This is a genomic window from Streptomyces sp. NPDC017940 (genome assembly GCF_044328435.1).
Classification (GTDB): Bacteria; Actinomycetota; Actinomycetes; order Streptomycetales; family Streptomycetaceae; genus Streptomyces.
In genome coordinates, this window is sequence record NZ_JBIRHJ010000004.1 from 752737 (window position 1) to 777634 (window position 24898).

Sequence of the window (24898 nt, forward strand, 5' to 3'; positions counted from 1 at the left end):
GCCAACAGGAACCTGACAGCTTCCTCACAACTTCACGCCAGCCTGTGCAGAGGCCCGGCGCCACCGACCACGGCGCCGGGTCCGTCCGAGTCAGAGCTGGAATGGAGCCCCTATGTCCCGCCATGCCCGTCGTCCCGAGCGTCGCACGCATCTGCGCGCCGTCGCCGTAGCCACCGCTGTGGCCGGCGGAGTGCTCGCCGCTCCGACCGCGTCGGCGTTCGCCAGCGACGCGACGCCCAAGCCGAAGTCGACGCCCCCCTCGTCCGCCCCGGCCCCCGAGGACGTGGCGAGGAAGCGGGAGGCGGCCGACAAGGCCCTCAAGGAGGGCAAGCCCGCACCGGCTCCGCCGCGCGGCGGGGTCGACGCGGGCGACCGTCCCGTCGTCCGCGCGGAGTCGGCCAAGCCCACCCCGAAGCCCGCGGCCCCCGAGGACCACAAGGAAGCGGCCGAGGAGGCGAGGGCGCCCAAGGGCGCCGTCGCGGCGGGCGAGCGCCCCGCGTCCGGCGGCGACAGCACGAACACCCTGATCGGCTCGGCCGCGGGCATGGCCCTGCTGGCGGGCGCCGGCACGATCGTCCTGCGGCGCCGCGCAGCCGTGCGCCACCAGGGCTGACCGCCCGCCTCCGCCGTTCCCCGTCCCTGTCGACGGTGTCCCCGCCGGGCGCGCCACGCGGCTCCCGGCGGGGACACCGGACGGCGTCGGCCGCCACCGGACGGTGCCGACTGCCGGACGGTGCCATTCGCCGGACGGTGCCGTTCGCCGGACCGGGCCGGGACTCACCCGCCCCCGGTCCCAGACCCCTCGTCAGGACCGGCCCCTGCGTCCCCGGGGCCGGCGCCCGCTCCCGGAGCCCTCATGTCCTTCGCACCCCACCGGCGGGCGCCCCGCGCCGCCGCCCTCGCGGCCGCCGGGCTCGCGCTCGTCTGCGCCGCCGTGAGCGGCTGTTCCTCGGCGGGCGGCGCACGCGCCGAGTCGCCGTCCACGTACGCGGTGAACGAGCCGCGCGGATCCGCGGCCCCCGCGGGTTCCGACCGCTCCGCGGGGCGCGCCGCGCCGGTGCACGTGTCCGTGCCGTCCATCGGCGTCCGGAGCCCCCTGATGCGGCTCGGCCTGAACGCGGACCGCACCGTCGAGGTGCCGCCGCCGGACAAGGGGATGACCGCCGGGTGGTACACGGGCGGCGCCGTGCCCGGTGAGCGCGGCGCCGCCGTGATCATCGGGCACAACGACACCCGCTTCGGCCGGGCCGTCTTCCACGACCTGAAGAAGGTCCGCGCGGGCGCGGACATCGCCGTACGCGACTCCCGCGGAAAGACCGTGCACTTCGAGGTCACCGGCACCGAGACCGTCGACAAGCAGGCCTTCCCGACGAAGAAGGTGTACGGCAGCACCCGCTCGCGCGCCCTGCGCCTGATCACCTGCGACGGCGCCTTCGACGCCCAGGGCCACCCGGTGGACAACCTCATCGTGTACGCGACCGCGCGCTGACCCGCGGACGTGCGGGCAGGTTCAGCCGGGCCCGGCCACCGCCGCCCGTGCGGACGTCCTGCCCTGGAGGGCCGCCGCCCGCTCCCTGATGGCGGGCAGTTCGGCCCGCAGCGCCGCGCCCGGGCAGTGCGTCGAGTAGCCGTCGGCGTGTCCGGACACCGCCTGGAAGTCGGCGTGGGCGCCCGCGGGGAACCTGCTGAGGCTGTTGCTGGACACCAGGCGTGCCGTGCGCCGCGGGTCGGCGTCGGCGAGGCCGAGCTTCCACGCGGCGAGCGCGGCGATGGCCTCCGCCATCGGGGCGGGCACGGGCATCCCCGCGGTGAACGTGCCGATCGCGGCGACACCGGCCGTGCGCTGGTTGAACCCTTGGGTGTGCGCGCCGACGACGGGCCGGTCGACGCCGCCCCCGCGCCCCTCGTAGATCGTGCCGCAGCGGTCGACGAGGAAGTTGTAGCCGATGTCGTCGAACAGGCGGGCCCTGGTCTGCCCCTCGGCGAGCGCCCGGATGATGCGCGGCACGTCGGCGCAGTCGTACCCGTTCGGCGAGTCGGTGTGGTGGACGAAGACCGCGACCACGGGCGCACCGTAGCGGGCGGGTGCCTTCGCGGGCCGCGCGTCACCCAGCCACCGCTCGCGCGGCACGATGGCGGGTCTGGCGGCGCGGTGCCCCGCGGACCGGGCGGCGGTCCCCGGGCCGCCGTCCTCGACCGCCCGCTCGACTCCGAGGACGCACAGCACGAGGGCGGCCACGGCGGCAAGGCCGGGCAGGCACACGAGGACCGCGCGCCCGGCACGCGGCAGCCGCCCCGCCACCGAGTCCCGCAAGGCACACATGGCCCCACTCTCGCGGTGGCCGCGACGGTCCGCCCCGCGGGGTCCGCCGATCGGGTCACCCGCGGGCCCGTACCCTGCCCCGGCGGCCGCCGGAAAAAAATCTTCGAGGAACGTCGCAGGAGTTGTCGAGATCGAGTCGCCCGCTCCGACGTCCCCTGTGAAAGTTGCCCATGAGGGGCGACGAGGCAGCCAAGGAGTGCGGTCATGAAGTATCTGGTGATGGTGCAGGGCTCCCAGGCCGATTACGAGGCCATGAGCGGCAAGGCCTCCGCGCACAGCCCGGCGTGGAGCGAGAAGGAACTACAGGACATGTTCGCGTTCATGAACAAGCTGAACGACGACCTGTCCGAATCCGGCGAGTTCGTCGACGGCCAGGGCCTGACCGAGCCCGCGCAGACCCGGCTCGTCGGCATCGACGACAACGGCCGCCCGGTGATCACGGACGGGCCCTACGGCGAGACCAAGGAAGTACTCGCCGGGTACTGGGTCCTGGACTGCGCGAGCCTGGAGCGGGTCACGGAGATCGCGCAGCGGATCAACGAGTGTCCGGTGCCCGCGGGCTCCCCGACGCCGCCGGTGGTGATCAGGCCGATCCAGGAGGGCGGCAGTGACGGGCCGGAATGCTGAGCAATCCACCCGGCACCGGGGCGCGGGGCGGGCGCACGTCGGTGGCCCCCGCCCCCGCGGCGGTGCGTTCCGGTGGTGACGTCGAGGACCTGTTGCGCCTGCACGCACCGCAGGTCCTCGGCGCGCTCGTGCGGCGCTACGGCCACTTCGACGAGGCAGAGGACGCCGTGCAGGAAGCCCTGCTCGCGGCTGCCGGCGCCTGGCCGGACGGCGGGGTGCCGGACAATCCGCGCGGCTGGCTGATCAAGGTGGCGTCCCGGCGCCTCACGGACCAGCTGCGCAGCGACGCGGCCCGGCGGCGGCGCGAGGAGAACGCCGCCCTGCTGGCTCCGCGCGACGCGTTCACGGCACCGCCGCCCGGCGAGGCCCGCGCCCCTTCGCAGGACGACACCCTCACCCTGCTGTTCCTGTGCTGCGACCCGTCGCTCGCCCCTGCCGCCCAGATCGCGCTGACGCTGAGGGCCGTCGGCGGCCTCACGACCGCCGAGATCGCCCGGGCGCACCTGGTCCCGGAGGCCACGATGGCGCAGCGCATCAGCCGCGCCAAGCAGAAGGTGCGGGCCGCGCCGTTCCGGCAGCCGGGCCCCGCCGACCGCGACGGCCGCCTCGCCGCCGTGCTCCAGGTGCTGTACCTGATCTTCAACGAGGGTTACACGGCGACGTCGGGGGCCGCCCTGCACCGCGCCGACCTGGCCCGCGAGGCCATCCGGCTCACCCGCGCGGTGCGCCGGCTGCTGCCCCGCGAGGGCGCGGTGACCGGCCTGCTCGCGCTGATGCTCCTGACCGAAGCGCGCAGCGTCGCCCGCACGGGACCGCACGGCGAACTGGTCCCGCTCGACGAGCAGGACCGCTCCCGCTGGGACGCCGCGGCGATCGAAGAGGGCACCGCTCTCGTGGAGGAGGCCCTGCGCCAGGGCCCGGCGGGCGTCTATCAGGTGCAGGCCGCCATCGCCGCCCTGCACGACGAGGCGGCCCGCGCCGACGACACCGACTGGCCGCAGATCCTCGCGCTGTACGACATCCTGGTGCGCCGCACCCCGGAGCCCATGGCCGAGCTGGGGCGGGCCGTCGCGGTGGCCATGGTGCGCGGTCCGCGGGCCGGGCTCGGCGAACTGTCGGCACTCGATGAGCGGTTGGCGGGCCACCACCGGCTCGAATCGGTACGCGGACACCTCCTCGAACGCGCCGGTGACCTCGAAGGGGCGCGTGCCGCCTACCAGGTCGCGGCCCGGCGCACCCTCAGCAGGCCGGAGTCCCGCTACCTCCAGATGCGGGCGGCACGTCTCGCGCCCTGAGCGGGGAGCCCTGCGCGGGCACCGGTACGGCGTCCGCGCGGGGCCCCGCGCCGCCCCGGCCCCGCCGCGCCCCGCCCTCGGCACAGTCGGCGGTCACCAGGTCCGCGAAGGCGCGGGCAGGCGGGCTGAGCGCGTCCCAGCGGCGCACGGCCCAGCCGACGGAGAGCGGCGGCAGGGCCGGAACCGGCAGCAGCGTGAGACCGGGCGGCCCCTGTGCGCGCAGGGCGGGCAGGGCGGGCACGACGGCATGGCCGACGCCGAGTTCGGTGAGCAGCAGCGCGGTGTCCCAGTCGGCGACGCTGGTGTGGCCCGCGGGATCGAGGTCCAGGTCTGCGAGGGCCGCGTCGAGCTGGACGCGGGAGGTGGACGCCTGCGGGGGCTTGATCAGCCGTGCCGCCGCCAGGTCGGCGAGGTCGGCGTGCGGCCGGGTGGCCAGCGGGTCGCCGGACTGCACCGCGAGCACCCAGGGCAGCGCGGCGACGGGCCGCTGCTCGATGCCGCGCACCGGGGCCCCGACGGTCACCCACGCCAGGTCCAGGTCGTCGTCGGCCAGCGCCTCGAAGCAGGCCCGGCTGGAACTCGCCGTCTGGAACTCCAGCGTGACCTGCGGGTACTGCTCCCGGAACCGGGCGACCGCCGTCCCCATGAAGTGCCGTACGGTCGTCGCGCCCGTGGTGACACGCACGGCGCCGCTCTCCCCGCGCACCAGGTCGCCGAGGCGGCGCAGGGCGAGGTCGATGCCGCCGATGCCGTCCGCCGCGGCGGCGTGCAGGATGCGGCCCGCCGAGGTGGGGACGACACCGCGCGGGTGCCGCTCCAGGAGGCTGACGGCGAGTTCCCTCTCCAGGCGCTTCACGTGCTGGCTGACCGCCGACTGCGTACAGGCGAGGTCACGCGCGACGGCGCTGAGGCTGCCCGCGCGGCAGACGGCGATGAATACACGGAGGTCGTCGAGCGTCACGGGGCCCAAGCTATAGCCCGGCACGGGGCACGCCCCTGGCGCCTGTGCTTGTGGGCTCGTGGGCTCATGGGCTCGTGTGCCACCTTGCGGCTCCTGAGGCACCTGCGGCACTTGCGCCGGTTGAGGCATCTGCGGTGCTGGTGACGTTTGCGGTGCTGGTGACGTTTGCGGTGCTGGTGACGTTTGCGGTGCTGGTGACGTTTGCGGTGCTGGTGACGTTTGCGGCACTGGTGGCGTCTGTGGCCTTCGTGTCGCTTGTGGCGCAGATCACAGCACAGAAGATCAGCCACGAGGGAACGCACTGGCCTATTTCATCGTTGAACAAGATGAGAGCCCCGACCGCGATTCCCCCGTCCGGCCGGGGCTCTCGTCTGCGCGACACCCGAAGTTCGCCACCGCTTCGGGGCGCTGCCATCCGTTCGGGCACGAATATGCCAACCGCACCGCGCGACACCGGTCCGGGCGGCATCATGCGTCCATGGACGGTGCCAAGCCTGTGCAGGTCTTGTTCTCACCCGATGAGTACGCCGCCGTGGCCCGGCAGGCCGACTACCTCGGCATGACGCCCGCGGAGTTCATACGCCGCGCGGCCGCCGCCCACGCCGGACTCGAAGCCGTCCACGCCGGGGGCGAACCCGACACCTGCGACAGCGACAGCACCCGGCGCGGCGCGGCGGTGCCCCCGGTACGACGCGGTCCCGGCACCCGGAGCACCCCGGCGCTGCAACGCTTCCTGGACACCCTCGCGACCGCCGAACCGGCCCGGGTCACGCCCCAGCAATCGACGGTCCGCACCCGCACGGGACCCTGACCCCGCCCCCCGGAACGCCGTGACGCCTGCCTGATCTGCGGTGCGTCGCAGCCCGCCGCAGGGTGCGAACGGCGGCCGTCCGCGCGAGGTCGGACCTGCGGCGTGCGCTCACGCTGGCGACGGGCGCGGCACGTCCCGCAGCAGGAGTTCGGCGCCCTGGCGTGCCTGGTCGATGGCTCCGGGGAAGACCTCCATGCCGTACGCCACCAGGCCACCCTCGTGCAGCAGCATCAGCGTCCTGCCGAGCGAGGTCGCGCGGCGGGGCGCGTGGGACCGGGCCAGGTCCGTGAAGAGCGCGAGCATCCACGCCTTCTGCCCGGTGATCACCGCGTACGCGGGATGGGCGGGGTCACTGATCTCCGCATGCGCGTTGATCATGCTGCACCCCCGGGGAAGACTGCGCTCCGCCCAGTCGCGGGACGCGTCGAAGACGGCCAGGATCCGGGAGCGGGGCGTACGGGCGCGCTCCAGGTACGGGGCGAGGAAGGCGCGCCAGCGCTCGTCCCTGTCCGCCAGGTACTCGACGACGATCTGGTCCTTGGCGCCGAAGCGGTCGTAGAGCGTCTTCTTGGTCACGCCCGCCTCGGCCGCGATCAGATCGACGCCGACGGCGTGGATCCCGCGCTCGTAGAACAGCCGCCCGGCCGCCTCCAGGACGCGCCGCGCCCCCGGCGTCATGGCCACGCGCCGCGGTCCGCCACCTCCGGCTCCGCCCGCGTCCGTCCCCCCGCCCGCACTCACGCTCTCGCTCTCTTTCTCATTCCCGCTCCCGCTCACGCTCACGACCTCACCTCACCTCGTGGAGGAGGACCCGGTGGAGGACCTCGTACGGACCCCATAGTAGACCGATCTGTATACTCACTCCCACGGAGTAAACAGATCGGTCTACTTCGGTGGGCCACAGGAGGTGCGCACCGTGAACGTCCTGCTCTCCACAGCCTTTGTGCTGACCTGGAGTTCCGGCTTCATCGGCGCCAAGCTCGGCGCGGGCGACGCGGACGCGGTGACCGTCCTGATGTGGCGGTTCCTGCCACTGGCCGCCGTCCTCGCGCTGGTCGCCGCGACCGTGGCCCGGTCGTCCTGGCGCGGCCTCACCGCCCGCGACCTCGCGCGGCAGGCGCTGGTCGGCGCCCTGTCCCAGAGCGGCTATCTCCTGACCGTGTACTACGCGATCCAACTCGGCGTCTCCAGTGGCACGACGGCCCTGATCGACGGGACCCAGCCCCTGGTGGCGGGCGCGCTCGCCGGGCCGCTGCTCGGCCAGTACGTGTCCCGCACCCAGTGGGTGGGGCTCGCGCTCGGCCTGACCGGTGTGGCGATCGTGACGACAGGCGACGCGGCCGCCGGCTCCGGTGTGCCGTGGTGGGCCTATCTCGTGCCGTTCGCCGGCATGCTCTCCCTTGTCGCCGCGACCTTCCTGGACCGCCGCACCCGCACCGAGGTCGCACCGTTCGCCGCGCTGACGGCGCACTGCGTCACGAGTGCCGTGATCTTCACGGGGCTCGCCCTGGCCATGGGTGCGGCGGCGCCGGTCGCCGAGGTGTCCTTCTGGACGGCGATCGGCTGGCTCGTGGTCCTGTCGACCTTCGGCGGCTACGGCCTGTACTGGCTGATCCTGCGCCGCGGCGGCGTCACCCGCGTCAACACCCTGATGTTCCTGATGGCGCCGGTGACGGCCCTGTGGGGCGCGGCGATGTTCGGGGAACCGTTCGGCGCGCAGACGGCCGTCGGTCTCGCCGTCGCGCTGGCGGCGGTCGTGGTGGTGCACCGGGGCACGGCGCGGGGCGGAGCCGCGGGGGCCGGGGCGGCAGCCGAGGGCGGTCACGCGGCAGCCGAGGGCGGCCGCGCGGAGGTCGAGGGCGGTCGCGCGGAGGTCGCTGTCGTCACTCCGGCGTCAGAGGGGGCGGAGGCGACGGAGCCGACGGAGCCGACGGAGGCATACGAGGGGACGGAGGCGTCAGACAGGCCTGCACGGCGGGTGCGTAGCGGTCGGTGATCTCCGCTATCGCCGCCGCCCGCAGATGCGGCCCCCGCGCGATGCCGTACATCACCCCAAGGCCCAGCAGCATCCCGACGGCCAGCTCGGCCCGCAAGCCCGCGTCGGGCCCTGACAACCGGTCGCCGAGCCTGCTCACCACCTGCGTACGGAAGTTGGCGCGCAGCACATAGCCGTGTTCGCGGTGCAGCGGGGCGTACACGATGCGCAGGATGGGGTCGGCGCCGCGCTCGGCCTGACTGGTGAGCAGGTGACTGACCATGTGCCGGCCCAGGTCGTCCAGGGGCGCGTCCAGGACCGCCGCCGCGTCCTCCTCGAACGACATGATCCGGGCGAACAGCGCGTCCTTGCTGCCGAAGTACTTCAGGACCAGCGGCGCGCTCACCCCGGCGCGTTCGGCCACGGCCTTCAGCGTGATGTCGGTGTGCGCGTGCCGCGCGAGCAGATGCCGTGCCGCACGCATGATCGCGGCTTTCGTGGTCTCCGCGTCCCGCCGCCCGGGGCCCGGCGGACACACCGCCGGAGGTGAGGTCGAGCTGGTCATGGCGTCACTTTCCGTCCGTAACCGCCCACTTGGGCGTCGTGTCCGAGCGTAGGGCGCACGGCTGCGCGCGGTCCGCGCTTCGGCCCGACAGGGGGCGAGACGCCGATCACGGTCGCCGGGCCGGGCGATGCCAGTGCCGGTGCCGGTGCCGGTGCCGGTGCCGGTGCCAGTGTCGGCGTCGTGCCGGTGCCGTGCCGGTGTCGTGCCGATGCCGCGCCGTTACCGACGACCTCCCCGAAAAGCCTGATGTCGGAAACACCGGGACAGTCAGGACACATCCCGAACCCGGCACACACTGGTTTCGGACACCATCTATCGGCCACCCATCAACTCTGAGTGAATGCGAATTCACCCCCCACATCTTTGGCCATGAATTGCCATTCACAGGGCATGAGTTGACGGAACGTCGAGAAAACAACCCGCCCACTCGACGAACGACACGAACCGTGTCGCTCGTACTTCACCGTCCGCCCCTCCGATGCACAGGAGAAGCCGAACCCGAATAGGTCCAGACCTTCGGCAGTCGAAGGTTCGCTCCTCTCTCCGGACCACCGGAAGCACTCCCCGTATCAAGTAGGACCCCGCATCCCCACTCCGCACCCCGGTACCGCCGCGCCCGTACTGCCACCACAGCCCGCTCAGCCATACTGCGCGCATGACCAGACTTCGAGTGGGCTTGATCGGTACGGGCCCCTGGGCCACCCAGACGCACGCGCCGGTACTCGCCGCGCACCCCGACGCCGCGCTGTCGGGCATATGGGGCCGCCGCCCGAAGGCGGCCGCCGAGCTCGCGGCCGCGCACGCCACCACGGCGTACGAGGACCTCGACGAGCTGTTCGCGGCCAGCGACGCGATCGCCTTCGCCGTGCCGCCCGACGCGCAGGCGCCGCTCGCGGAACGTGCCGCGGCGGCCGGCTGCCACCTGTTGCTCGACAAGCCGGTGGCCACCTCACCGGAAGCGGCCCGCAGGCTCACCGCGGCCGTGGACCGGGCCGGCGTGGCGTCCGTCGTCTTCTTCACCCTCCGCTTCGCGCCACCCATGGCGGACTGGCTGGCGGACCGGGCCGAGGAGGGGCCCTGGTTCACGGCGCGCGCCGACTGGTACGGCTCGTTCTTCGCGGCGGACGGCACCGGCGCGTTCGACTCCCCGTGGCGGGCCGACAAGGGCGGCCTCTGGGACGTCGGACCGCACGCACTGTCCGTGCTCACGGCCGTACTCGGCGAGGTCACAGCCGTGACGGCGGCACCCGGCCCCGAGGACGCGGTCCATCTGATCCTGCGCCACGCGGGCGGCGCGTCAAGCACGGCGACGCTCACCCTGCGGGCACCCGCGGCCGCCGAGGGTCTCGTCCTGGAGTTCCGCGGCGAGCGCGGGGCCGCGGCACCGGCGGGGTGGGGCGCGAGCGGATGGGGCGACTCGACCGATGCGTTTCGGTCAGCGGTGGACGCGCTCGTACAGGCGGCCGAGGGCGGAAAGCGGCACCCGTGCGACGTACATTTCGGCTCGCGGGTGACGGACATCCTCGCGGAAGCGGAACGGCAAGTGGCCGCACGACAGGACTCAGAACTTCAGGCCCAGGAGTCGACTCAGGCACCTTGAGTCCGTTTCGAACCCTTGTGCCACCCGGGACAGCACGGGCGGCCGGTACCGTGGCCGCTACGTAATGGCGAGTGACGGCACCGGCCGCAGCCAGTGAACCCAGGAACCGAACCGGACAGTAACTGCCACGCAGGTACACACTGCTCAGTTTCCGACCACACGGATCGGAATACGAACAACCGGTCCCGCGCACCACCCGACATCGACCCCGTAGGCCTTGGGGGTGCCCAGCGCCGAGGAATTTCAGCCAATTTCACGCTGCTCGAACAGGACGCCCCTGAGTTGTGCCCACGAGCACACCGACGATCAAACCGCAGGTCGGTGCTCTCGCGTACTCCATGATGCCGCATCTGCTGATCGTTTTCTTCAGGCAATGTTTATGACCAAAGAAGATGCGAGTATTTAGACTGCTTACGCTCAACTCGGCGTGTACGAAGAGGGATTACCCACCATGAACAAGACGGCGCTGCGCGCTCTGCTCCGTGAACGACGCGCCCTCATCGCCCCCGAATCGCACGGGTTCGTCCGCTCCACGGGCCAGGGCCGCCGTGCGCCCGGGCTCTCACAGCACCAGGTGGACCAGCTCCTCCACCGCACCCTGGGCACCTACCACCGCCTGGAGTCCGGCAACTACCCCAACCCGCCGACCGCCCTCCTGCGCGATGTCGCCCGCCTGTTCGGCCTCAATGAGCAGGAATGGGTGTCCTTGTGCCGCTATGCCCTGCTCCAGGATCCTCCCGGGCCGCTTCATCTGTCGGCGGGCAAGGAGGTGCCGGGTGTCTGGCAGGAGGCCGTGGAGGGCGTGCGGCACATGGCGTACGTCACCGACGCCTCATGGGACATGCTCGCCCACAACGAGGCCTTCACCCGGATGTTCCCCGACGGGCAGGTGCCGTCGAACATCATGCGGTGGATGGTCCTCGACCCGGTGGGCCGCGCCCACCTCCTCGACTGGCAGACCTCCTGGGCGCCGATGGTGCTCCCCCAACTGCACGGCGCGCTCGCCTCGCGCCCCGAGGACGAAACGCTCCGCCAGATCGAGAAGGAGGTCCTCGCCGACCCCGAGGTCGCCGTCCACTACGGCGCCGGACGCCCGCACCCCCACCCCGACGGCGACGAGCGCCCCCTCATGCACGCCGACCTCGGCCCCGGCTGGGTCACGATGTGCGCGGCCCAGCCCTTGACAGCGCCCGGGGCGCGGCTGATGATCTTGGTATTTCACGCGGGTGCGCAGCGCTCCCACCCACGCTCCCCCATGCTCAGGTCCAGCTGATCGACGGTTGATCGACGCTTGCTCGATGCCGACTGATCGACCGGACCTCCACGAACGGGTGAGCAGGGCAGGACGCATGTTCGATGTGGTGCAGTACTTTGGGCACGGATCCCCACATCCACCTGCGCCCCGTGGGAGCCACCTCCATGCCTGCTCATGTACTGAGACCCCAGACCGTCCTGGGTGATCACAAAGTCACCACCTCGGAGATCGCCGAGGACGTGCGCCTGCACCACCCCGACCACCCCCGGCTGCGCGCGTGCCTGCGGGTGATCGAGAACTGCGGGGTCCGTACGCGCTACTTCACCCGCCCCCTGGACTCCCCGACCGTCGCCGGCGCCGCCGGGATCGACGAGCGCACCCGCGTGGTGTTCGCCGATGTGCTCGCGATGGCGGAGAAGGCGGCCTTCGCGGCGCTGGACGCGGCCCGTCTCGAAGCTCAGGACATCGACGCGATCGTGACCACGCACACCACGAGCTGGACCGTCCCCAATCTCGACATCAACCTGATCGAGCGCCTCGGTCTGCGCCCCACCGTGCGCCGCGTCGCTCTCACCACGGTGGCGTGCCCGGGTGGCGCCCAGGCCCTCATCCGCGCCGCCGACCTGGTGGCCGCGCGACCGCGCAGCAAGGTCCTGGTGATCGCCGGGGAGGCTCTGTCCGGCATCTATCACCACTCCGACACCAGCATCGAGTCGATGATCTACAAGGCGCTCTTCGGGGACGCGGCGGCGGCCACGGTCGTCACCGGCGAGCAGCTCGGCCCCGGCCTCATGATCGAGGACACCTTCGAGTACGTCCTGCCGGACAGCGTCGACCGCCAGGCAGGCATGATCGACCGCGGTGGCATCCATTTCGTGTCCACGAAGCAAGCTCTGTCCGCCGCCAACGACGTGCTCCCGCAGCTCAAGGGCTGGATCGGCGCCGACCGTCCCGAGTTCGCCGTCATCCACCCCGGAAGCCCCCGCATCATCACGGACACTGCGGCGGCCCTCGGCCTCAGTGACCACGACGCCCGGCACTCCACCGAGACCCTCGCCCACGAAGGGAACATCGGTGGTGTCAGCGTCCTGCGCGTGCTCGAGCGCACTCATGCCGAGCCGCCGGCGGACGGCGCACGGGGTTACACCGTCGCCTTCGGTCCTGGCTTCGCCACCGCGGCACTGCGCTGCCGCTGGCTGACCTGACCCGACCCGCCTCCTTCGGCTCCTCGCGCGATCGTCCCCCTCACCTGTCGGGACCTGTCGGGCTGCGCCCCACTGGTCTGCCGCTCCGTCGTGCGGTCCGTTCGCCGTACGGGCCGCTCGTCGTGCCCGTACGTCCTACGTTCCGTACGTCCGGGCCGCTCGTCATGCCCGTCGACCTGCGTGCCGTTCGAACTGCGTTCCGTTCGTCGTGCGATCCGCTCGTCGCGCGTTCCGTTCCGAGGTCTTTCGAGCACCGCCTGTGACGCACTCTGCCCCACGTACCAGGTGGTACCGCCGCTCTTTGCCATGACTTTGTCCACCCCGTCCGCCAATTTGTACGCCGTGTCCAACTGCCGCGGGCTCCGCACGCCCCCGTGCCTCTTGCGCCCCGTCCTCGTCATGTCTCAAGGCTCCACCCGGCCGCGGCTTCGCCGGGTCATCCATTCGGCTATTCCGAACCGTCCACGTGGCCGATCCCGGCCGTCCCCGCGGGCGTGACGGGCGAAGTCGCCCTTGATGTGCTCTGCGGGCAGTTCCCCCCGCTGTTGCCGCGCGAGGAGGTGTACGCGACCGCGGCCCCCGCGGGCGCCCTGCGCTGTCTCGGCCTGCGCCACGCGGGCGCGTCCCCGACCGTGACCACGGTGACGTCGGCCGGACTCGTGCTGGCCTGCGCCTCACCGCGATCACGGAGTCGCTGCGTCCGCCGCCGCTGCCCCAGCGATAATTCCGTTGCCGTGCACGGCACGCCCTTGCTGAAGTGTGCGCATGGATCACTCAGCGGTACTCGCCGCGTACGACACGCAGATACGGCAGAACCTGGACCCGGACGGGCCCGGCGTGCTGATCGAGCGGGTGGGCGGCGTCGTACGGCGCGTGGCCGCGGCCCACGACTGGAACGGCGTCCTCTGGTCGCACCTCGACGAGGACACCGCGGACGAGTCCATCGCCGCCCAGGTCCGCCACTTCACGTCCCTCGGCCTGTCCTTCGAGTGGAAGGCGTACACGCACGACCTCCCCGCCGACCTGCCCGACCGGCTCCTGGCCGCCGGGTTCGTGCCCGAGCCCGCCGAGACGGTCATGGTCGCCGACGTCGAGGAACTGCGCCTGGACGCCGCCCCGCCGGAGGGGATCCGGCTGCTCCCGGTCACGGACGCGGACGGTGTGCGCCTCATGACCGAGGTGCACGAGCAGGCCTTCGGCACGGACGGCACCGACCTCGGCCGGCAACTGCTCGACCAGCTGACCCATGCGCCGGAGACGGTCGCCGCGGTCGTGGCCATGGCAGGTGCGGTGCCGGTGAGTTCGGCGCGCATCGAGTTCCGGCCGGGCACGGACTTCGCCGGGCTGTGGGGCGGCGGCACCGTCACCGAGTGGCGTGGCCGCGGCATCTACCGCTCCCTGATCGCCCACCGCGCCCGGATCGCCGCGGCGCGCGGAGTGCGTCACCTCCAGGTCGACGCGTCCAGCGAGAGCCGCCCCATCCTGCGCCGGCTCGGCTTCGCGGAGCTGAGCACGACGACGCCGTACGTGTACGAGCCGCCGCTCGCTCCGGCGGCGTGACGGCCGCGCCCGTCACGGCCGTCCCGGGCGCCGCTCTCGTTCCGGTTGCCGCTGCCGCCCCGGCCGCCGCTGTCACCCCGGCCGCCGCTGTCGCCGCCATCGCCCCGAGCACCGCCTCCGGCACGACCGTCCCGACCGTCCCGACCGTCCCGACCGTCGCATCAGTCACCATTCTCCCACCGGCCGGGAGTCAAGAGTTGGGCGGCGTCTCGTCCGGGAAGATCTTCGTGACGATCTTCCCGTCCTTGGTCACATAGCCGTGCAGCATGCCGGGGCTGCTGTGCGGGGCGTCGAACTCGCCGTCGGGCGCGAGGGCGATCACGCCGCCGTCGCCGCCGAGCCGGGGCAACCGCTTGACGACGACCTCGTACGCGGCCGACGCGACCCCGACGCCCTTGAACTCCATGAGGTGGGAGATCGTCGACGTGGCGGCGCCCCGGATGAACACCTCACCGGCACCCGTGGCGCTCGCGGCGACGGTTCCGTTCTTCGCGTACGTCCCCGATCCGATCAGGGGTGAGTCGCCCACGCGGCCGGGCAACTTGTTGGTCATGCCGCCCGTCGACGTGGCCGCCGCGAGGTCGCGCCTCCTGTCGACGGCGACCGCCCCGACCGTGCCCTTGGACTGCGCGTCGGCGAGCGCGGCGGGCGAGTCGGCGGCCCTACGGCCGCCGGGAACGCCCTGCCCTCCGCCGCGCCCGCGATCGCCCTTCTCCTGCTCCTTGGCGGCCATCAGCGCGTCCCAGCGGGCCTGCGTCCAGTAGTAGTCCTGCGTGACGGTCCGCAGGCCGTGCCGGGCTCCGAAGTCGTCGGCGCCCTCGCCCGCGAGCAGGACGTGCGGGGACTTGTCCATCACCGCGCGGGCACCCGCGATGGGATTCCGCAGGCTCTTGACCCCCGCCACCGCGCCAGCCTTCAGATCGGAGCCGCGCATGATGGAGGCGTCCAGCTCGTGCCCCGCGTCCGCGGTGAACACGGCCCCCTTGCCGGCGTTGAACAGCGGGTCGTCCTCCAGCTCCACCACCGCCGCCTGCACGGCGTCGACGCTGGAGCCGCCCCTGCCGAGGACCTTCCGACCGGCCCGCAGGGCTCCGGCGAGCCCGTCCCGGTACGCCTTCTCGCGCTCCGGCGAGGTCTTGTCCCGGTCGAGCGCCGTCCCGGCCCCGCCGTGCACGGCGAGTACCACGTCACGCGCGTCCGGCTCGGCCTTCCCCGCGGGACGCTCCCCGTGGGCCGCCGGTGCCGGGTGGTGGTCCGGTGCGCCGCCCCCGCCCTGGGGGACCACGACCACCGTCACGGTGACCGCGGCGGCAGTGGCGAGGGCGGGAATCAGCCAGGTCAGGGGGCGTCTGGGCATCGGCACTCCTCGGCGGAGGGAACGCGGGCGTCCACCGTAATGGCATGACCATGGCGTCACCAGAGCGCCTCCCCCGCCCCCCGGCAACCCGCACCTCAGCGGATCGGCAGACCCGAGAGCGTGCGGGCGATGACCAGGCGCTGGATCTCGCTGGTGCCTTCGAAGATCGTGTAGATAGCGGCGTCCCGGTGCATGCGCTCCACCGGGTACTCACGGGTGTAGCCGTTGCCGCCGAGGATCTGGATCGCCTGGGCGGTCACCTTCTTGGCGGTCTCGCTGGCGAACAGCTTGGACATCGAGCCCTCGGCAGACTCGAACTTCTTGCCCGTGGTCGCCATCCAGGAGGCCCGCCACACCAGGAGCCGGGCTGCATCGATCTGCGTACGCATGTCGGCCAGTTGGAAGGCGACCCCCTGGTTGTCGATGATCGGACGGCCGAACTGCGTACGCGTCTTGGCGTATTCGAGTGCCTCTTCGTAAGCGGCGCGGGCCGTGCCCACCGCCATCGCCCCGACCGCGGGGCGGGAGGCCTCGAAGGTCGCCATGGCGGCGTTCTTCAGGCGCGTCCCGTCCTTGTCGGCGCTCTTCGCGCGCTCGCGCGCGCGTGCCAGGCGCTCGTCCAGCTTCTCCTTGCCGCCGAGCAGGCAGGAGCCGGGGACCCGCACGTCCTCCAGGACGACCTCGGCGGTGTGCGAGGCGCGGATGCCGTGCTTCTTGAACTTCTGCCCCTGGGTGAGGCCCGGGGTGCCCGGCGGCACGATGAAGGACGCGTGGCCCTTGGAGCCGAGCTCGGGGTCGACGACCGCGACGACGACGTGGACGCCCGCGATGCCGCCGTTGGTCGCCCAGGTCTTGGTGCCGTTCAGGACCCACTCGTCCGTGGCCCCGTCGTGGACCGCGCGGGTGCGCATGGACCCCACGTCCGATCCGGCGTCCGGCTCGGAGGAGCAGAAGGCGGCGACCTTCACGTCGTTCACGTCGCCGTACATCTGCGGGATCCAGGTGCCGATCTGCTCCTCGGTGCCGTTGGCGAGGACGCCGACCGCCGCGAGGCCGGTGCCGACGATGGACAGGGCTATGCCCGCGTCGCCCCAGAAGAGCTCCTCCATGGTCATCGGTATGCCGAGTCCGGTCGGGTCGAAGAACTGCTGGGCGTAGAAGTCCAGGGAGTAGATCCCGACCTTCGCCGCCTCCTGGATGACGGGCCAGGGCGTCTCCTCGCGCTCGTCCCACTCGGCGGCGGCGGGCCGGATCACCTCGGCCGCGAACCCGTGGAGCCAGTCCCGCACCTCCTTCTGCTCGTCGTTGAGCTCCATGGTGAACTCGGCCATGACCCCTCCAGGACTGCGGAACCCTGCTACGTTACTTACGGTAACCCGAGTCTGTTACTGGCCGGTAGCCGATGTCAACTCCCGACAGCCCGTTCGATGCGCACCAGTGCGCGAGTGTTACGTTGCGCGTGCGTCAGGCAACTGGACGGGCGGAGAGCACCTCATGGAGACCACGCAGCGGACCGATCAGCAACGGTCCGCCGAACAACGGCGGCGCGAACTTCTCGAGGCGGCCGACCGCGTCGTCCTGCGCGAGGGACCCGGTGCCTCGATGAACGCCATCGCCGCCGAGGCGGGCATCACCAAACCCATTCTGTACCGGCACTTCGGCGACAAGGGCGGCCTTTACGCGGCCCTGGCCAAACGGCACACCGACGCGCTGCTCGCCTCGCTGCGGGACGCCCTCGACGCCCCCGCGGAGCGCAGGGAGCGGGTGGAGGCGACGCTCGACACCTACCTCGCGGCCATCGAGGCCCGGCCGCAGGTCTACCGCTTCCTGATGCATCCGTCGGAGGCCGTCCAGACCGGCGAGCACAGCGGTGAGCAGAGCGGTGAGAACGGCTTCGACGTGGGCCTGCACTCCGCTCCGCTGCTGCGCCGGCTCGGCGAGGAGCTGGCCGAGGTGATCGAGGAGCGGGTCGACCTCGGTCCGCAGAGCGGCCTGCTCGCGCGCGTGTGGGGCCACGGCATCGTCGGCATGATGCACGCGGCCGGCGACTGGTGGCTCGGCGAACGGCCCTGCTCCCGCGCCGAATTGGTACGCAGCCTTGCCGATCTGCTCTGGGGGCGGCTCGCGGCGGCGGGCGACCGCGTGGGTGGGCCCGGCTTCTGAAGCGGGACCGGCGCCGCCCTCGACCGGCGCGCCGCCCCCGACCGCCGCGCGGCACTCAGGCCGTCGCCGCCCAGGGCGCCCGCGCGGCCTGCCGCAGCACCCGCCGCCTGCGCCAGCCGGTGACGTGGTCGGTGTACACGCCGCCCTCGAGGTGGTCGTACTCGTGCTGGAGGCAGCGTGCGAAGTACCCGGTGCCGTGCACCCGTACGGGCTCCCCGCGCAGCGTGAGGCCTTCGAGGACCGCGTGGTCGAAGCGCGGGGTGGCCGCCTCCAGGCCGGGCAGCGACAGACAGCCCTCGGGGCCCCTGACGGTCACCCCGTCCACGTCGACCAGGCGCGGGTTCACGATGTGCCCGAGGTGGCGCACGTCCTCGTCGTCCGGGCAGTCGTACACGAACACCCGGAGGCCCACGCCGATCTGGTTGGCCGCCAGGCCCACGCCGTTGGCCGCGTACATCGTGGCGAACATGTCCTCGACGAGCGCCGCGAGGCGCGGACCGAAGTCGGTCACCTCCGCGCAGGAGGAGTGCAGCCCGGGGTCGCCGAGCAGGGTCAGGGGTCGTACGCGCCCTGAGGCGCCCGGGATCGAGCCGTGTCGCATGGCGGCAAGAGTACGGTCCAGGGGACACCAGGGGGCATTCGCGCCGTGCGCAGGTGGTGTGATTCGGGCTTGTCAGTCGATCTCGATAGGCTGGCCCGACACGATGCCGGGCAGGCGCGGCGCCGTACGCAAGGAGGATCCAGAGAGATGGCAGGACACCCTGGCAGTGGAGACCCACTGTCGCCTCGGGCCAAGCTGGCCGTGACGGCGGGCAAGGCAGCCGCGGCGGTGTCGCGCGTGGCGGGCCGCGGCAGCGGTTCGGTGATCGGCGGCAAGGTGGCCCTCAGGCTCGACCCGGAGCTCCTGGGACGCTTGGCCACGCACCTGGACGTGGTGCTCGTCTCGGCCACGAACGGCAAGACGACCACGACGCGGCTGATCGCCGAGGCGCTGCGGGCCAGCGGCCCGGTCGTCTCCAACGCCCTCGGCGCGAACATGCCTGCCGGCATCACCTCCGCGCTCGCGGGCGGCTCCGACGCCCGCTTCGGCGTGATCGAGGTCGACGAGAAGTATCTCGCGGGCGTCGCCCGTGACGTCTCGCCGAAGGCGATCGCGCTCCTGAACCTCTCCCGCGACCAGCTCGACCGCGCCGGTGAGACCCGCATGCTCGCCGAGAAGTGGCGCGAGGGCCTCGCCGGTTCCAAGGCCGTCGTCGTCGCGAACGCCGACGACCCGCTGGTCGTCTGGGCCGCCTCCTCCTCGCCGAACGTGGTGTGGGTGGCCGCGGGACAGGCGTGGAAGGACGACGCCTGGTCCTGCCCGGCCTGTGGCGGCGTCATGCAGCGCCCGGGCGACGACTGGTTCTGCGGCGAGTGCGGTTTCCGCCGCCCGCAGCCGAGCTGGGCCCTGTCCGGGGACTATGTGCTCGACCCGCACGGCTCGGCCTGGCCGATCCACCTCCAGCTCCCCGGCCGCGCGAACAAGGCGAACGCCGCCTCGTCCGCCGCCGTCGCCGCCGTCTTCGGAGTGCCCCCGCAGGTCGCCCTGGAGCGGATGTATCAGGTGCAGGCGGTCGCGGGCCGCTATGACGTCGTGCAGTTCCAGGGCCGCGACCTGCGGCTGCTCCTCGCCAAGAACCCGGCGGGCTGGCTCGAGACGTTCTCGCTGATCGACCCGCCGCCCGCCCCCGTGTTCCTCTCGGTCAACGCCCGCGGCGCGGACGGCACGGACACCTCCTGGCTGTGGGACGTCGACTACACCCGGCTCGCCGGGCACCCGATCTTCGTACTCGGCGACCGCAAGCTGGACCTCGCCGTCCGCCTGGAGGTCGCGGGCCTCGACTTCCGGGTGTGCGAGACCCTCGACGAGGCCGTGCAGCTCGCCCCGCCGGGCCGCATCGAGGCGATCGCGAACTACACCGCGTTCCAGGACCTGCGCCGCCGCGTCGGCAACTGACGCCACGGACGCCACGGGCCTCCCGGCACTCCGAGACCTTCGTCCGGCACTTCGAGACCTTCGTAGGGACCAATGAGCATGAGCGACAACAGCCTGCGTCTGGTGTGGGTCTACCCCGACCTGCTGAGCACGTACGGCGACCAGGGCAACGCCCTCGTGGTGGAGCGGCGCGCCCGCCAGCGCGGCCTCCAGGTCGAGCGGTACGACGTACGCAGCGACCAGCCCGTGCCGACCTCCGGTGACATCTATCTCATCGGCGGCGGCGAGGACCGCCCGCAGCGCCTCGCCTCCGAGCGGCTGCGCCGCGACGGCGGCCTCCAGCGGGCCGTGGGCAACGGCGCCATCGTCTTCTCGGTGTGCGCGGGCTACCAGATCCTCGGCAACGAGTTCATCAACGACCTCGGCCAGCGCGAGCCCGGCCTCGGCCTGCTCGACGTGGTGTCGACGCGCGGCGAGGGCGAGCGCTGCGTCGGTGACGTCCTCGGGGACATCGACCCGCAGCTCGGTCTGCCCGAGCTCACCGGCTTCGAGAACCACCAGGGCATCACGCACGTCGGCCCCGGCTCGCGCCCCCTCGCCCGGGTCCGCCTCGGCAAGGGCAACGGCACCGGTGACGGCACGGAGGGCGCGTACAACGGCACGGTCTTCGGGACGTACATGCACGGGCCCGTGCTCGCCCGCAACCCGCTCATCGCGGACCTGCTCCTGAAGCTGGCCCTCGATGTGAACGCGCTGCCGCCCACGGACGACCGCTGGTACGAGGCTCTGCGCGGGGAGCGGATCTCTGCTGCGCAGCAGCCTGCGTAGCGCCTCCGGCGGGGTGGGCGGCTTGGGGTCCCGTGCGGGGCGGGGCCTCGTGTTCCGTGCGGGGTGGGTGGCTTGCCGTATATCGCGCTGCGCGCTCGTCCTCAAACGCCGGACGGGCTGATTGACCGCTGTCCGGCCGTCGGCCATCCGGCATGGCGTCGCGCTCCGCGCTCGTCCTCAAACGCCGGACGGGCTGAGTGGCCCCTGCCCGGCCCTCGGCTGTCGGACGGGCTGGATCGGACCCGTCCGACCTTCGGCTGTCCGGCTCCAGTGATGCTCTGTCCACCTGACGGGCAGGCCTGCGACGGTGGGACTCCCGCCGGTAGGGTGACGGGATCCAGCCGGACGACGTGGTCCGGTCACCGGCCCACGTAGCAAAGGTATTCCGCGCTATGCGCATTGGTGTCCTGACCTCCGGCGGCGACTGCCCCGGCCTGAATGCCGTCATCCGCTCGGTCGTGCACCGTGCCGTCGTCGACCACGGCGACGAGGTCATCGGCTTCCACGACGGCTGGAAGGGCCTGCTCGAATGCGACTACCGCAAGCTGGACCTGGACGCGGTGGGCGGCATCCTGGCGCGCGGCGGCACGATCCTCGGCTCCTCGCGGGTGCAGCCCGCCCATCTGCGTGACGGCGTCGAACGCGCCAAGGGCCATGTCGCCGACCTCGGCCTCGACGCGATCATCCCGATCGGCGGCGAGGGCACGCTCAAGGCCGCCCGGCTGCTCTCGGACGCGGGCCTGCCCATCGTGGGTGTGCCGAAGACCATCGACAACGACATCGCCGTCACCGATGTGACGTTCGGCTTCGACACGGCGGTCGGTGTCGCCACCGAGGCCCTCGACCGCCTCAAGACCACCGCCGAGTCCCACCAGCGCGTCCTGATCGTCGAGGTCATGGGCCGGCACACCGGCTGGATCGCACTGCACTCCGGCATGGCGGCCGGCGCCCACGCCATCGTCGTACCGGAGCGGCCCTTCGACATCGAGGAATTGGCGGCGAAGGTCGGCGAGCGCTTCGAGGCGGGCAAGAAGTTCGCGATCGTCGTGGCCGCCGAGGGTGCCAAGCCGCGCGAGGGCACGATGAAGTTCGACGAGGGCGCCAAGGACGTCTACGGCCACGAGCGGTTCGCGGGCATCGCGCGCCAGCTCTCCCTCGAACTGGAGCAGCGCCTCGGCAAGGAGGCGCGCCCGGTGATCCTCGGCCACGTCCAGCGCGGCGGCACCCCCACCGCGTACGACCGGGTGCTTGCGACGCGCTTCGGCTGGCACGCCGTGGAGGCCGTGCACCGCGGTGAATTCGGCAGGATGACGGCGCTGCGCGGCACGGACATCGCGATGGTGCCCCTCGCCGAGGCCGTCGAGACGCTGAAGACGGTGCCCGACGAGCGGTACGCGGAAGCGGAGTGCGTGCTCTGACACCCGCCCCACCGAGTCCCTGGAACCGCCCCCGGTCGCCGACGCGACCGGGGGCGGTTCTACTCTGGTGCCGACACACAGCGCACAATCGGCACGAAACAGGAGCCAGCGGATGGATCACAGCGGGCACGGCATGCATGGCATGAACATGGATCTGCCGCCGTTCACGCTGGGGCGCGGGCTCGAACCCTCGGCCGACCCCTTCTTCCTCATCGGCTGCCTGGTGGCCCTCGCCCTGTACGGGTGGGGGGTCGCGCGCCTGGTGCGGCGCGGCGACAAGTGGCCGGTGGGCCGCACGGTCGCGTTCGTCGTCGGCGTCCTGACCGTGCTGCTCGTGATGTGCACGAAGCTCAACGACTACGGCATGGTCCTGTTCAGCGTGCACATGGTGCAGCACATGGTGATCAGCATGCTGTCGCCGATCCTGCTGCTCCTCGGCGCGCCGATCACGCTCGCGCTGCGGGCGCTGCCGGTGGCGGGCCGCGGCCGCAAGGGCCCGCGCGAACTGCTCCTTGCCCTGCTGCACAGCCGGTACGTACGGATCATCACGCACCCGGCGTTCACCATCCCGCTGTTCATCGCGAGCCTGTACGCGCTGTACTTCACCCCGGTGTTCGACACCCTGATGGGCTCCAAGGTCGGGCACATCGGCATGATGGTGCACTTCCTCGCCGTCGGCCTGGTGTTCTTCTGGCCGATCATGGGCGTGGACCCGGGCCCCCACCGGCCGGGCCACCTCATGCGGATGCTGGAGCTCTTCGCGGGCATGCCGTTCCACGCGTTCTTCGGCATCGCCCTGATGATGGCGTCCGAGCCGATGATCGACACGTACAAGTACCCCCCGGCCTCCCTCGGTGTGGATGCGCTCGCCGACCAGAACGCAGCGGGCGGCATCGCCTGGGCCTTCAGCGAGGTCCCCTCGGTGCTCGTCCTGCTCGCGCTCCTCTTCCAGTGGTACCGCTCCGACCAGCGCGAAGGCCGCCGCAAGGACCGTGCGGCCGACCGTGACGGCGACAAGGAGCTGGAGGCGTACAACGCCTATCTGGCCTCACTGGCGGGACGCGGGCGCTAGCGGCGGGACCGCATCACGGGTGAGGATGGCCTCAGGCCACGGTCACGGCGCTCCGGGAACCGGACGCCCGACCTGCGTTTGAGGAGGCAGGGCGATGCCTGGTTCTACGAAGACGATGGGCGCGTTCACCATCGGGGGTCTGGTGATGGTGACCGCCTACAGCGTGGCGCTCGGGAGCAACGGCTGGCTGTGGTTCGGCTGGGTGGTGCTCGGGATGCTCACGATGGCGATGGTGTTCTCGCGGCCGTCGTGAGGGGGCCGAACCGGCGCGGGCACGGTGCATCGCGAACAGGTGCGCGCGGGCACAGCGGATCCCGAACGGCGCGGGCACAGTGGATCCCGAACGAGCGCGGGCATCGTGAGGGGCGCCGCTCGCTGCCGCCCTCAGCGGCAGCGGGCGTGCTCAGAAGCGGAAGACGTGCCCCGTGCTCGCCCCCAGCTCGCAGGCGTTGGCGTACGTCCTGTGCCACGCCACCGGCCTGCCGCGGAACTCCCCCTCGGCGGTCACGGTCACAGGCGCGTACTCCTTGGTGCACAGCTGGTCCCGCGCGACCGGCAGCGCGCCGGGGTCGCCGTGGGCCGCGTCGAGCTCGGCGCACGCCCGCGCCGCGTGCGGGTGGTGCCCCGACGGCTTCGGCGCGCACGTCAGCTCGAGGCCGCGGATCCAGGTGCCCGAGTCACCGGAGACGGTGAGGAAGAGACCACGCCGGTGCTCCGGGGCCTCGGCTCCCGGTGCCGCCGCGGCCGGCGCGGCGGCCGCGGCGAGCACGAACAGGGCGGCCGCGGTGACGAGGGACGAGCGCATGGGGACCTCCTGGGGCAGCGGCGGACGCCGATCACGGACGGTGGCGTCCGGGAGGGCGGCGATCACGGATGGTGGCGCCCGTGACGTCGGGCGTCGATGGCGAGCGGTGACGTGTGGTACCCGCCAGAGCACCCGCACCACCCCCGCCGGGCAAGCCGCCACGCCGCCGGTTCCCCCACACGGACGCACCCGTCCCACGCGTAAACCCGCGCCTCACCCGTAGGGGCCACCGGCGCGCCGGGCACGGATCACATGCGCGCACGATCGACAAGGACCCGAACGGGCTCTCGCGCCCACGCCGCCCATTGACTACTGTGCGTCGGCACCACCCCCGGGGAAGGCGGCGCCCACATGTTCTACCTCCTGCTCAAGTACGTGATCCTCGGGCCGCTGCTCCGGCTGATGTTCCGGCCCAGGATCGAAGGCCTCGAGCACATTCCGGAGCACGGCGCGGCCATCGTGGCCGGCAACCACCTGTCGTTCTCCGACCACTTCCTGATGCCCGCCATCATCAAGCGGCGCATCACGTTCCTGGCGAAGGCCGAGTACTTCACGGGCCCCGGCATCAAGGGCCGGCTCACCGCCGCGTTCTTCCGCAGCGCCGGGCAGATCCCGGTGGACCGCTCCGGCAAGGAAGCGGGCCGGGCCGCGATCCGCGAGGGCCTCGGCGTCCTGCGCAAGGGCGAGCTGCTCGGCATCTACCCGGAGGGCACCCGCTCCCACGACGGGCGCCTCTACAAGGGCAAGGTGGGGGTGGCGGCGATGGCGCTGCGGGCGCAGGTGCCGGTGATCCCGTGCGCGATGATCGGCACGTTCGAGGCGCAGCCGCCGGGGAAGGTCGTACCGCGCTTCCGGCGGGTGACGATCCGCTTCGGCGAACCCCTGGAGTTCTCCCGCTACGCCGGTATGGACGGCGAGAAGGCGGTCCTGCGCGCGGTCACGGACGAGCTGATGTACGCGATCCTCGGCCTGTCCGGGCAGGAGTACGTGGACAAGTACGCCGCTGTGGTGAAGGCGGAGGAGGAAGCGGAGCGGGCCGCGGGCGGCGGGCGCCGCGTACAGGACCGGAAGTTCCCGAAGATGCCCCTGAGCTGAACTCAAGC

At 72.2% G+C, this 24898-nt stretch carries 25 protein-coding genes; 17 read left to right on the plus strand and 8 right to left on the minus strand.

From position 1 onward, the window contains the following. Positions 1-112 precede the first annotated feature (112 nt). Together ACH4DX_RS17645 and ACH4DX_RS17650 are read left to right on the plus strand one after the other, a co-directional pair. Positions 113-613, plus strand: a complete 501-nt coding sequence (locus ACH4DX_RS17645) for a hypothetical protein (protein WP_398155744.1) — start codon at positions 113-115, stop codon at positions 611-613. Positions 614-856: 243 nt separating this feature from the next. Beyond that, positions 857-1489, plus strand: coding sequence for a class F sortase (locus ACH4DX_RS17650; RefSeq protein ID WP_398118283.1), 633 nt, complete (start codon positions 857-859; stop codon positions 1487-1489). Positions 1490-1510: 21 nt separating this feature from the next. On the opposite strand, the gene ACH4DX_RS17655 is transcribed toward ACH4DX_RS17650, so the two are convergent. After that, a complete protein-coding gene (locus tag ACH4DX_RS17655) occupies positions 1511-2323 on the minus strand; it encodes a peptidoglycan recognition protein (RefSeq protein WP_398118281.1) in 813 nt (270 codons plus the stop codon). Positions 2324-2527: 204 nt separating this feature from the next. Between ACH4DX_RS17655 and ACH4DX_RS17660 the strand changes: the two genes are divergently transcribed. Further along, positions 2528-2950, plus strand: a complete 423-nt coding sequence (locus ACH4DX_RS17660) for a YciI family protein (protein WP_398118279.1) — start codon at positions 2528-2530, stop codon at positions 2948-2950. After that, a complete protein-coding gene (locus ACH4DX_RS17665) occupies positions 2944-4245 on the plus strand; it encodes an RNA polymerase sigma factor (RefSeq protein WP_398155745.1) in 1302 nt (433 codons plus the stop codon). The genes ACH4DX_RS17660 and ACH4DX_RS17665 overlap by 7 nt, the downstream gene beginning before the upstream one ends. Here the strand turns inward: ACH4DX_RS17665 and ACH4DX_RS17670 are convergent. Then, the gene (locus ACH4DX_RS17670; RefSeq protein WP_398155746.1) at positions 4190-5206 is read right to left on the minus strand and encodes a LysR family transcriptional regulator; all 1017 of its coding nucleotides are present in this window, start codon (positions 5204-5206) and stop codon (positions 4190-4192) included. The two genes, ACH4DX_RS17665 and ACH4DX_RS17670, sit on opposite strands and share 56 nt — an antisense overlap. Positions 5207-5684: 478 nt before the next feature. Between ACH4DX_RS17670 and ACH4DX_RS17675 the strand changes: the two genes are divergently transcribed. Further along, on the plus strand, positions 5685-6017 hold the full coding sequence (locus tag ACH4DX_RS17675) for a hypothetical protein (protein WP_398155747.1): 333 nt from the start codon (positions 5685-5687) through the stop codon (positions 6015-6017). A 108-nt stretch (positions 6018-6125) separates the two neighbouring features. Here the strand turns inward: ACH4DX_RS17675 and ACH4DX_RS17680 are convergent, their stop codons facing one another. Then, entirely contained in the window at positions 6126-6695 is a 570-nt protein-coding gene (locus tag ACH4DX_RS17680) for a TetR/AcrR family transcriptional regulator (protein WP_398119072.1), read from the minus strand. Between the two features lie 238 nt (positions 6696-6933). Between ACH4DX_RS17680 and ACH4DX_RS17685 the strand changes: the two genes are divergently transcribed. Then, on the plus strand, positions 6934-8013 hold the full coding sequence (locus ACH4DX_RS17685; protein ID WP_398155748.1) for a DMT family transporter: 1080 nt from the start codon (positions 6934-6936) through the stop codon (positions 8011-8013). Here the strand turns inward: ACH4DX_RS17685 and ACH4DX_RS17690 are convergent. Beyond that, a complete protein-coding gene (locus ACH4DX_RS17690; RefSeq protein WP_398155749.1) occupies positions 7901-8557 on the minus strand; it encodes a TetR family transcriptional regulator in 657 nt (218 codons plus the stop codon). The genes ACH4DX_RS17685 and ACH4DX_RS17690 overlap by 113 nt on opposite strands. A gap of 655 nt (positions 8558-9212) precedes the next feature. Here ACH4DX_RS17690 and ACH4DX_RS17695 point away from each other — a divergent pair. The 4 genes from ACH4DX_RS17695 to ACH4DX_RS17710 all read left to right on the plus strand — a co-directional run bounded on the left by ACH4DX_RS17695 (position 9213) and on the right by ACH4DX_RS17710 (position 14177). Further along, positions 9213-10157 (plus strand): Gfo/Idh/MocA family protein, encoded by a 945-nt coding sequence (locus tag ACH4DX_RS17695; RefSeq protein WP_398155750.1) that lies wholly within the window; start codon positions 9213-9215, stop codon positions 10155-10157. 451 nt (positions 10158-10608) lie between these two features. Then, the gene (locus ACH4DX_RS17700) at positions 10609-11430 is read left to right on the plus strand and encodes a helix-turn-helix domain-containing protein (protein ID WP_398155751.1); all 822 of its coding nucleotides are present in this window, start codon (positions 10609-10611) and stop codon (positions 11428-11430) included. A 146-nt stretch (positions 11431-11576) separates the two neighbouring features. Further along, entirely contained in the window at positions 11577-12617 is a 1041-nt protein-coding gene (locus ACH4DX_RS17705) for a PhlD (RefSeq protein WP_398155752.1), read from the plus strand. A 765-nt stretch (positions 12618-13382) separates the two neighbouring features. Then, on the plus strand, positions 13383-14177 hold the full coding sequence (locus ACH4DX_RS17710; protein ID WP_398155753.1) for a GNAT family N-acetyltransferase: 795 nt from the start codon (positions 13383-13385) through the stop codon (positions 14175-14177). Between the two features lie 190 nt (positions 14178-14367). Here ACH4DX_RS17710 and ACH4DX_RS17715 read toward each other — a convergent pair whose 3' ends face one another. Together ACH4DX_RS17715 and ACH4DX_RS17720 are read right to left on the minus strand one after the other, a co-directional pair. Then, positions 14368-15534 (minus strand): isoaspartyl peptidase/L-asparaginase family protein, encoded by a 1167-nt coding sequence (locus ACH4DX_RS17715; protein ID WP_398155754.1) that lies wholly within the window; start codon positions 15532-15534, stop codon positions 14368-14370. Positions 15535-15629: 95 nt separating this feature from the next. Then, positions 15630-16865: an acyl-CoA dehydrogenase family protein gene (locus ACH4DX_RS17720; RefSeq protein WP_398118259.1), complete on the minus strand. Its 1236-nt coding sequence runs from the start codon at positions 16863-16865 to the stop codon at positions 15630-15632. Between the two features lie 163 nt (positions 16866-17028). Between ACH4DX_RS17720 and ACH4DX_RS17725 the strand changes: the two genes are divergently transcribed. Next, positions 17029-17697, plus strand: coding sequence for a TetR family transcriptional regulator (locus ACH4DX_RS17725; RefSeq protein ID WP_398118258.1), 669 nt, complete (start codon positions 17029-17031; stop codon positions 17695-17697). A gap of 55 nt (positions 17698-17752) precedes the next feature. Here ACH4DX_RS17725 and def read toward each other — a convergent pair whose 3' ends face one another. Beyond that, entirely contained in the window at positions 17753-18298 is a 546-nt protein-coding gene (gene def, locus ACH4DX_RS17730) for a peptide deformylase (protein ID WP_398118256.1), read from the minus strand. 147 nt (positions 18299-18445) lie between these two features. Here def and ACH4DX_RS17735 point away from each other — a divergent pair, with 147 nt between their 5' ends. The 5 genes from ACH4DX_RS17735 to ACH4DX_RS17755 all read left to right on the plus strand — a co-directional run bounded on the left by ACH4DX_RS17735 (position 18446) and on the right by ACH4DX_RS17755 (position 23243). After that, positions 18446-19693, plus strand: coding sequence for a MurT ligase domain-containing protein (locus tag ACH4DX_RS17735; RefSeq protein WP_398118254.1), 1248 nt, complete (start codon positions 18446-18448; stop codon positions 19691-19693). Between the two features lie 78 nt (positions 19694-19771). Further along, positions 19772-20500: a type 1 glutamine amidotransferase gene (locus ACH4DX_RS17740; protein ID WP_398118252.1), complete on the plus strand. Its 729-nt coding sequence runs from the start codon at positions 19772-19774 to the stop codon at positions 20498-20500. A gap of 392 nt (positions 20501-20892) precedes the next feature. Next, positions 20893-21918, plus strand: a complete 1026-nt coding sequence (locus ACH4DX_RS17745; protein WP_398118251.1) for a 6-phosphofructokinase — start codon at positions 20893-20895, stop codon at positions 21916-21918. A gap of 112 nt (positions 21919-22030) precedes the next feature. Further along, complete coding sequence (locus ACH4DX_RS17750) at positions 22031-22990, plus strand: cytochrome c oxidase assembly protein (protein ID WP_398155755.1); 960 nt, start codon at positions 22031-22033, stop codon at positions 22988-22990. Between the two features lie 94 nt (positions 22991-23084). After that, positions 23085-23243, plus strand: a complete 159-nt coding sequence (locus tag ACH4DX_RS17755) for a hypothetical protein (protein ID WP_398118248.1) — start codon at positions 23085-23087, stop codon at positions 23241-23243. Positions 23244-23393: 150 nt separating this feature from the next. On the opposite strand, the gene ACH4DX_RS17760 is transcribed toward ACH4DX_RS17755, so the two are convergent. Then, a complete protein-coding gene (locus ACH4DX_RS17760) occupies positions 23394-23795 on the minus strand; it encodes a subtilase-type protease inhibitor (RefSeq protein ID WP_398155756.1) in 402 nt (133 codons plus the stop codon). A gap of 351 nt (positions 23796-24146) precedes the next feature. Here ACH4DX_RS17760 and ACH4DX_RS17765 point away from each other — a divergent pair, with 351 nt between their 5' ends. Further along, positions 24147-24890, plus strand: coding sequence for a lysophospholipid acyltransferase family protein (locus tag ACH4DX_RS17765; protein WP_398118244.1), 744 nt, complete (start codon positions 24147-24149; stop codon positions 24888-24890). The last annotated feature ends 8 nt before the right edge of the window (positions 24891-24898 follow it).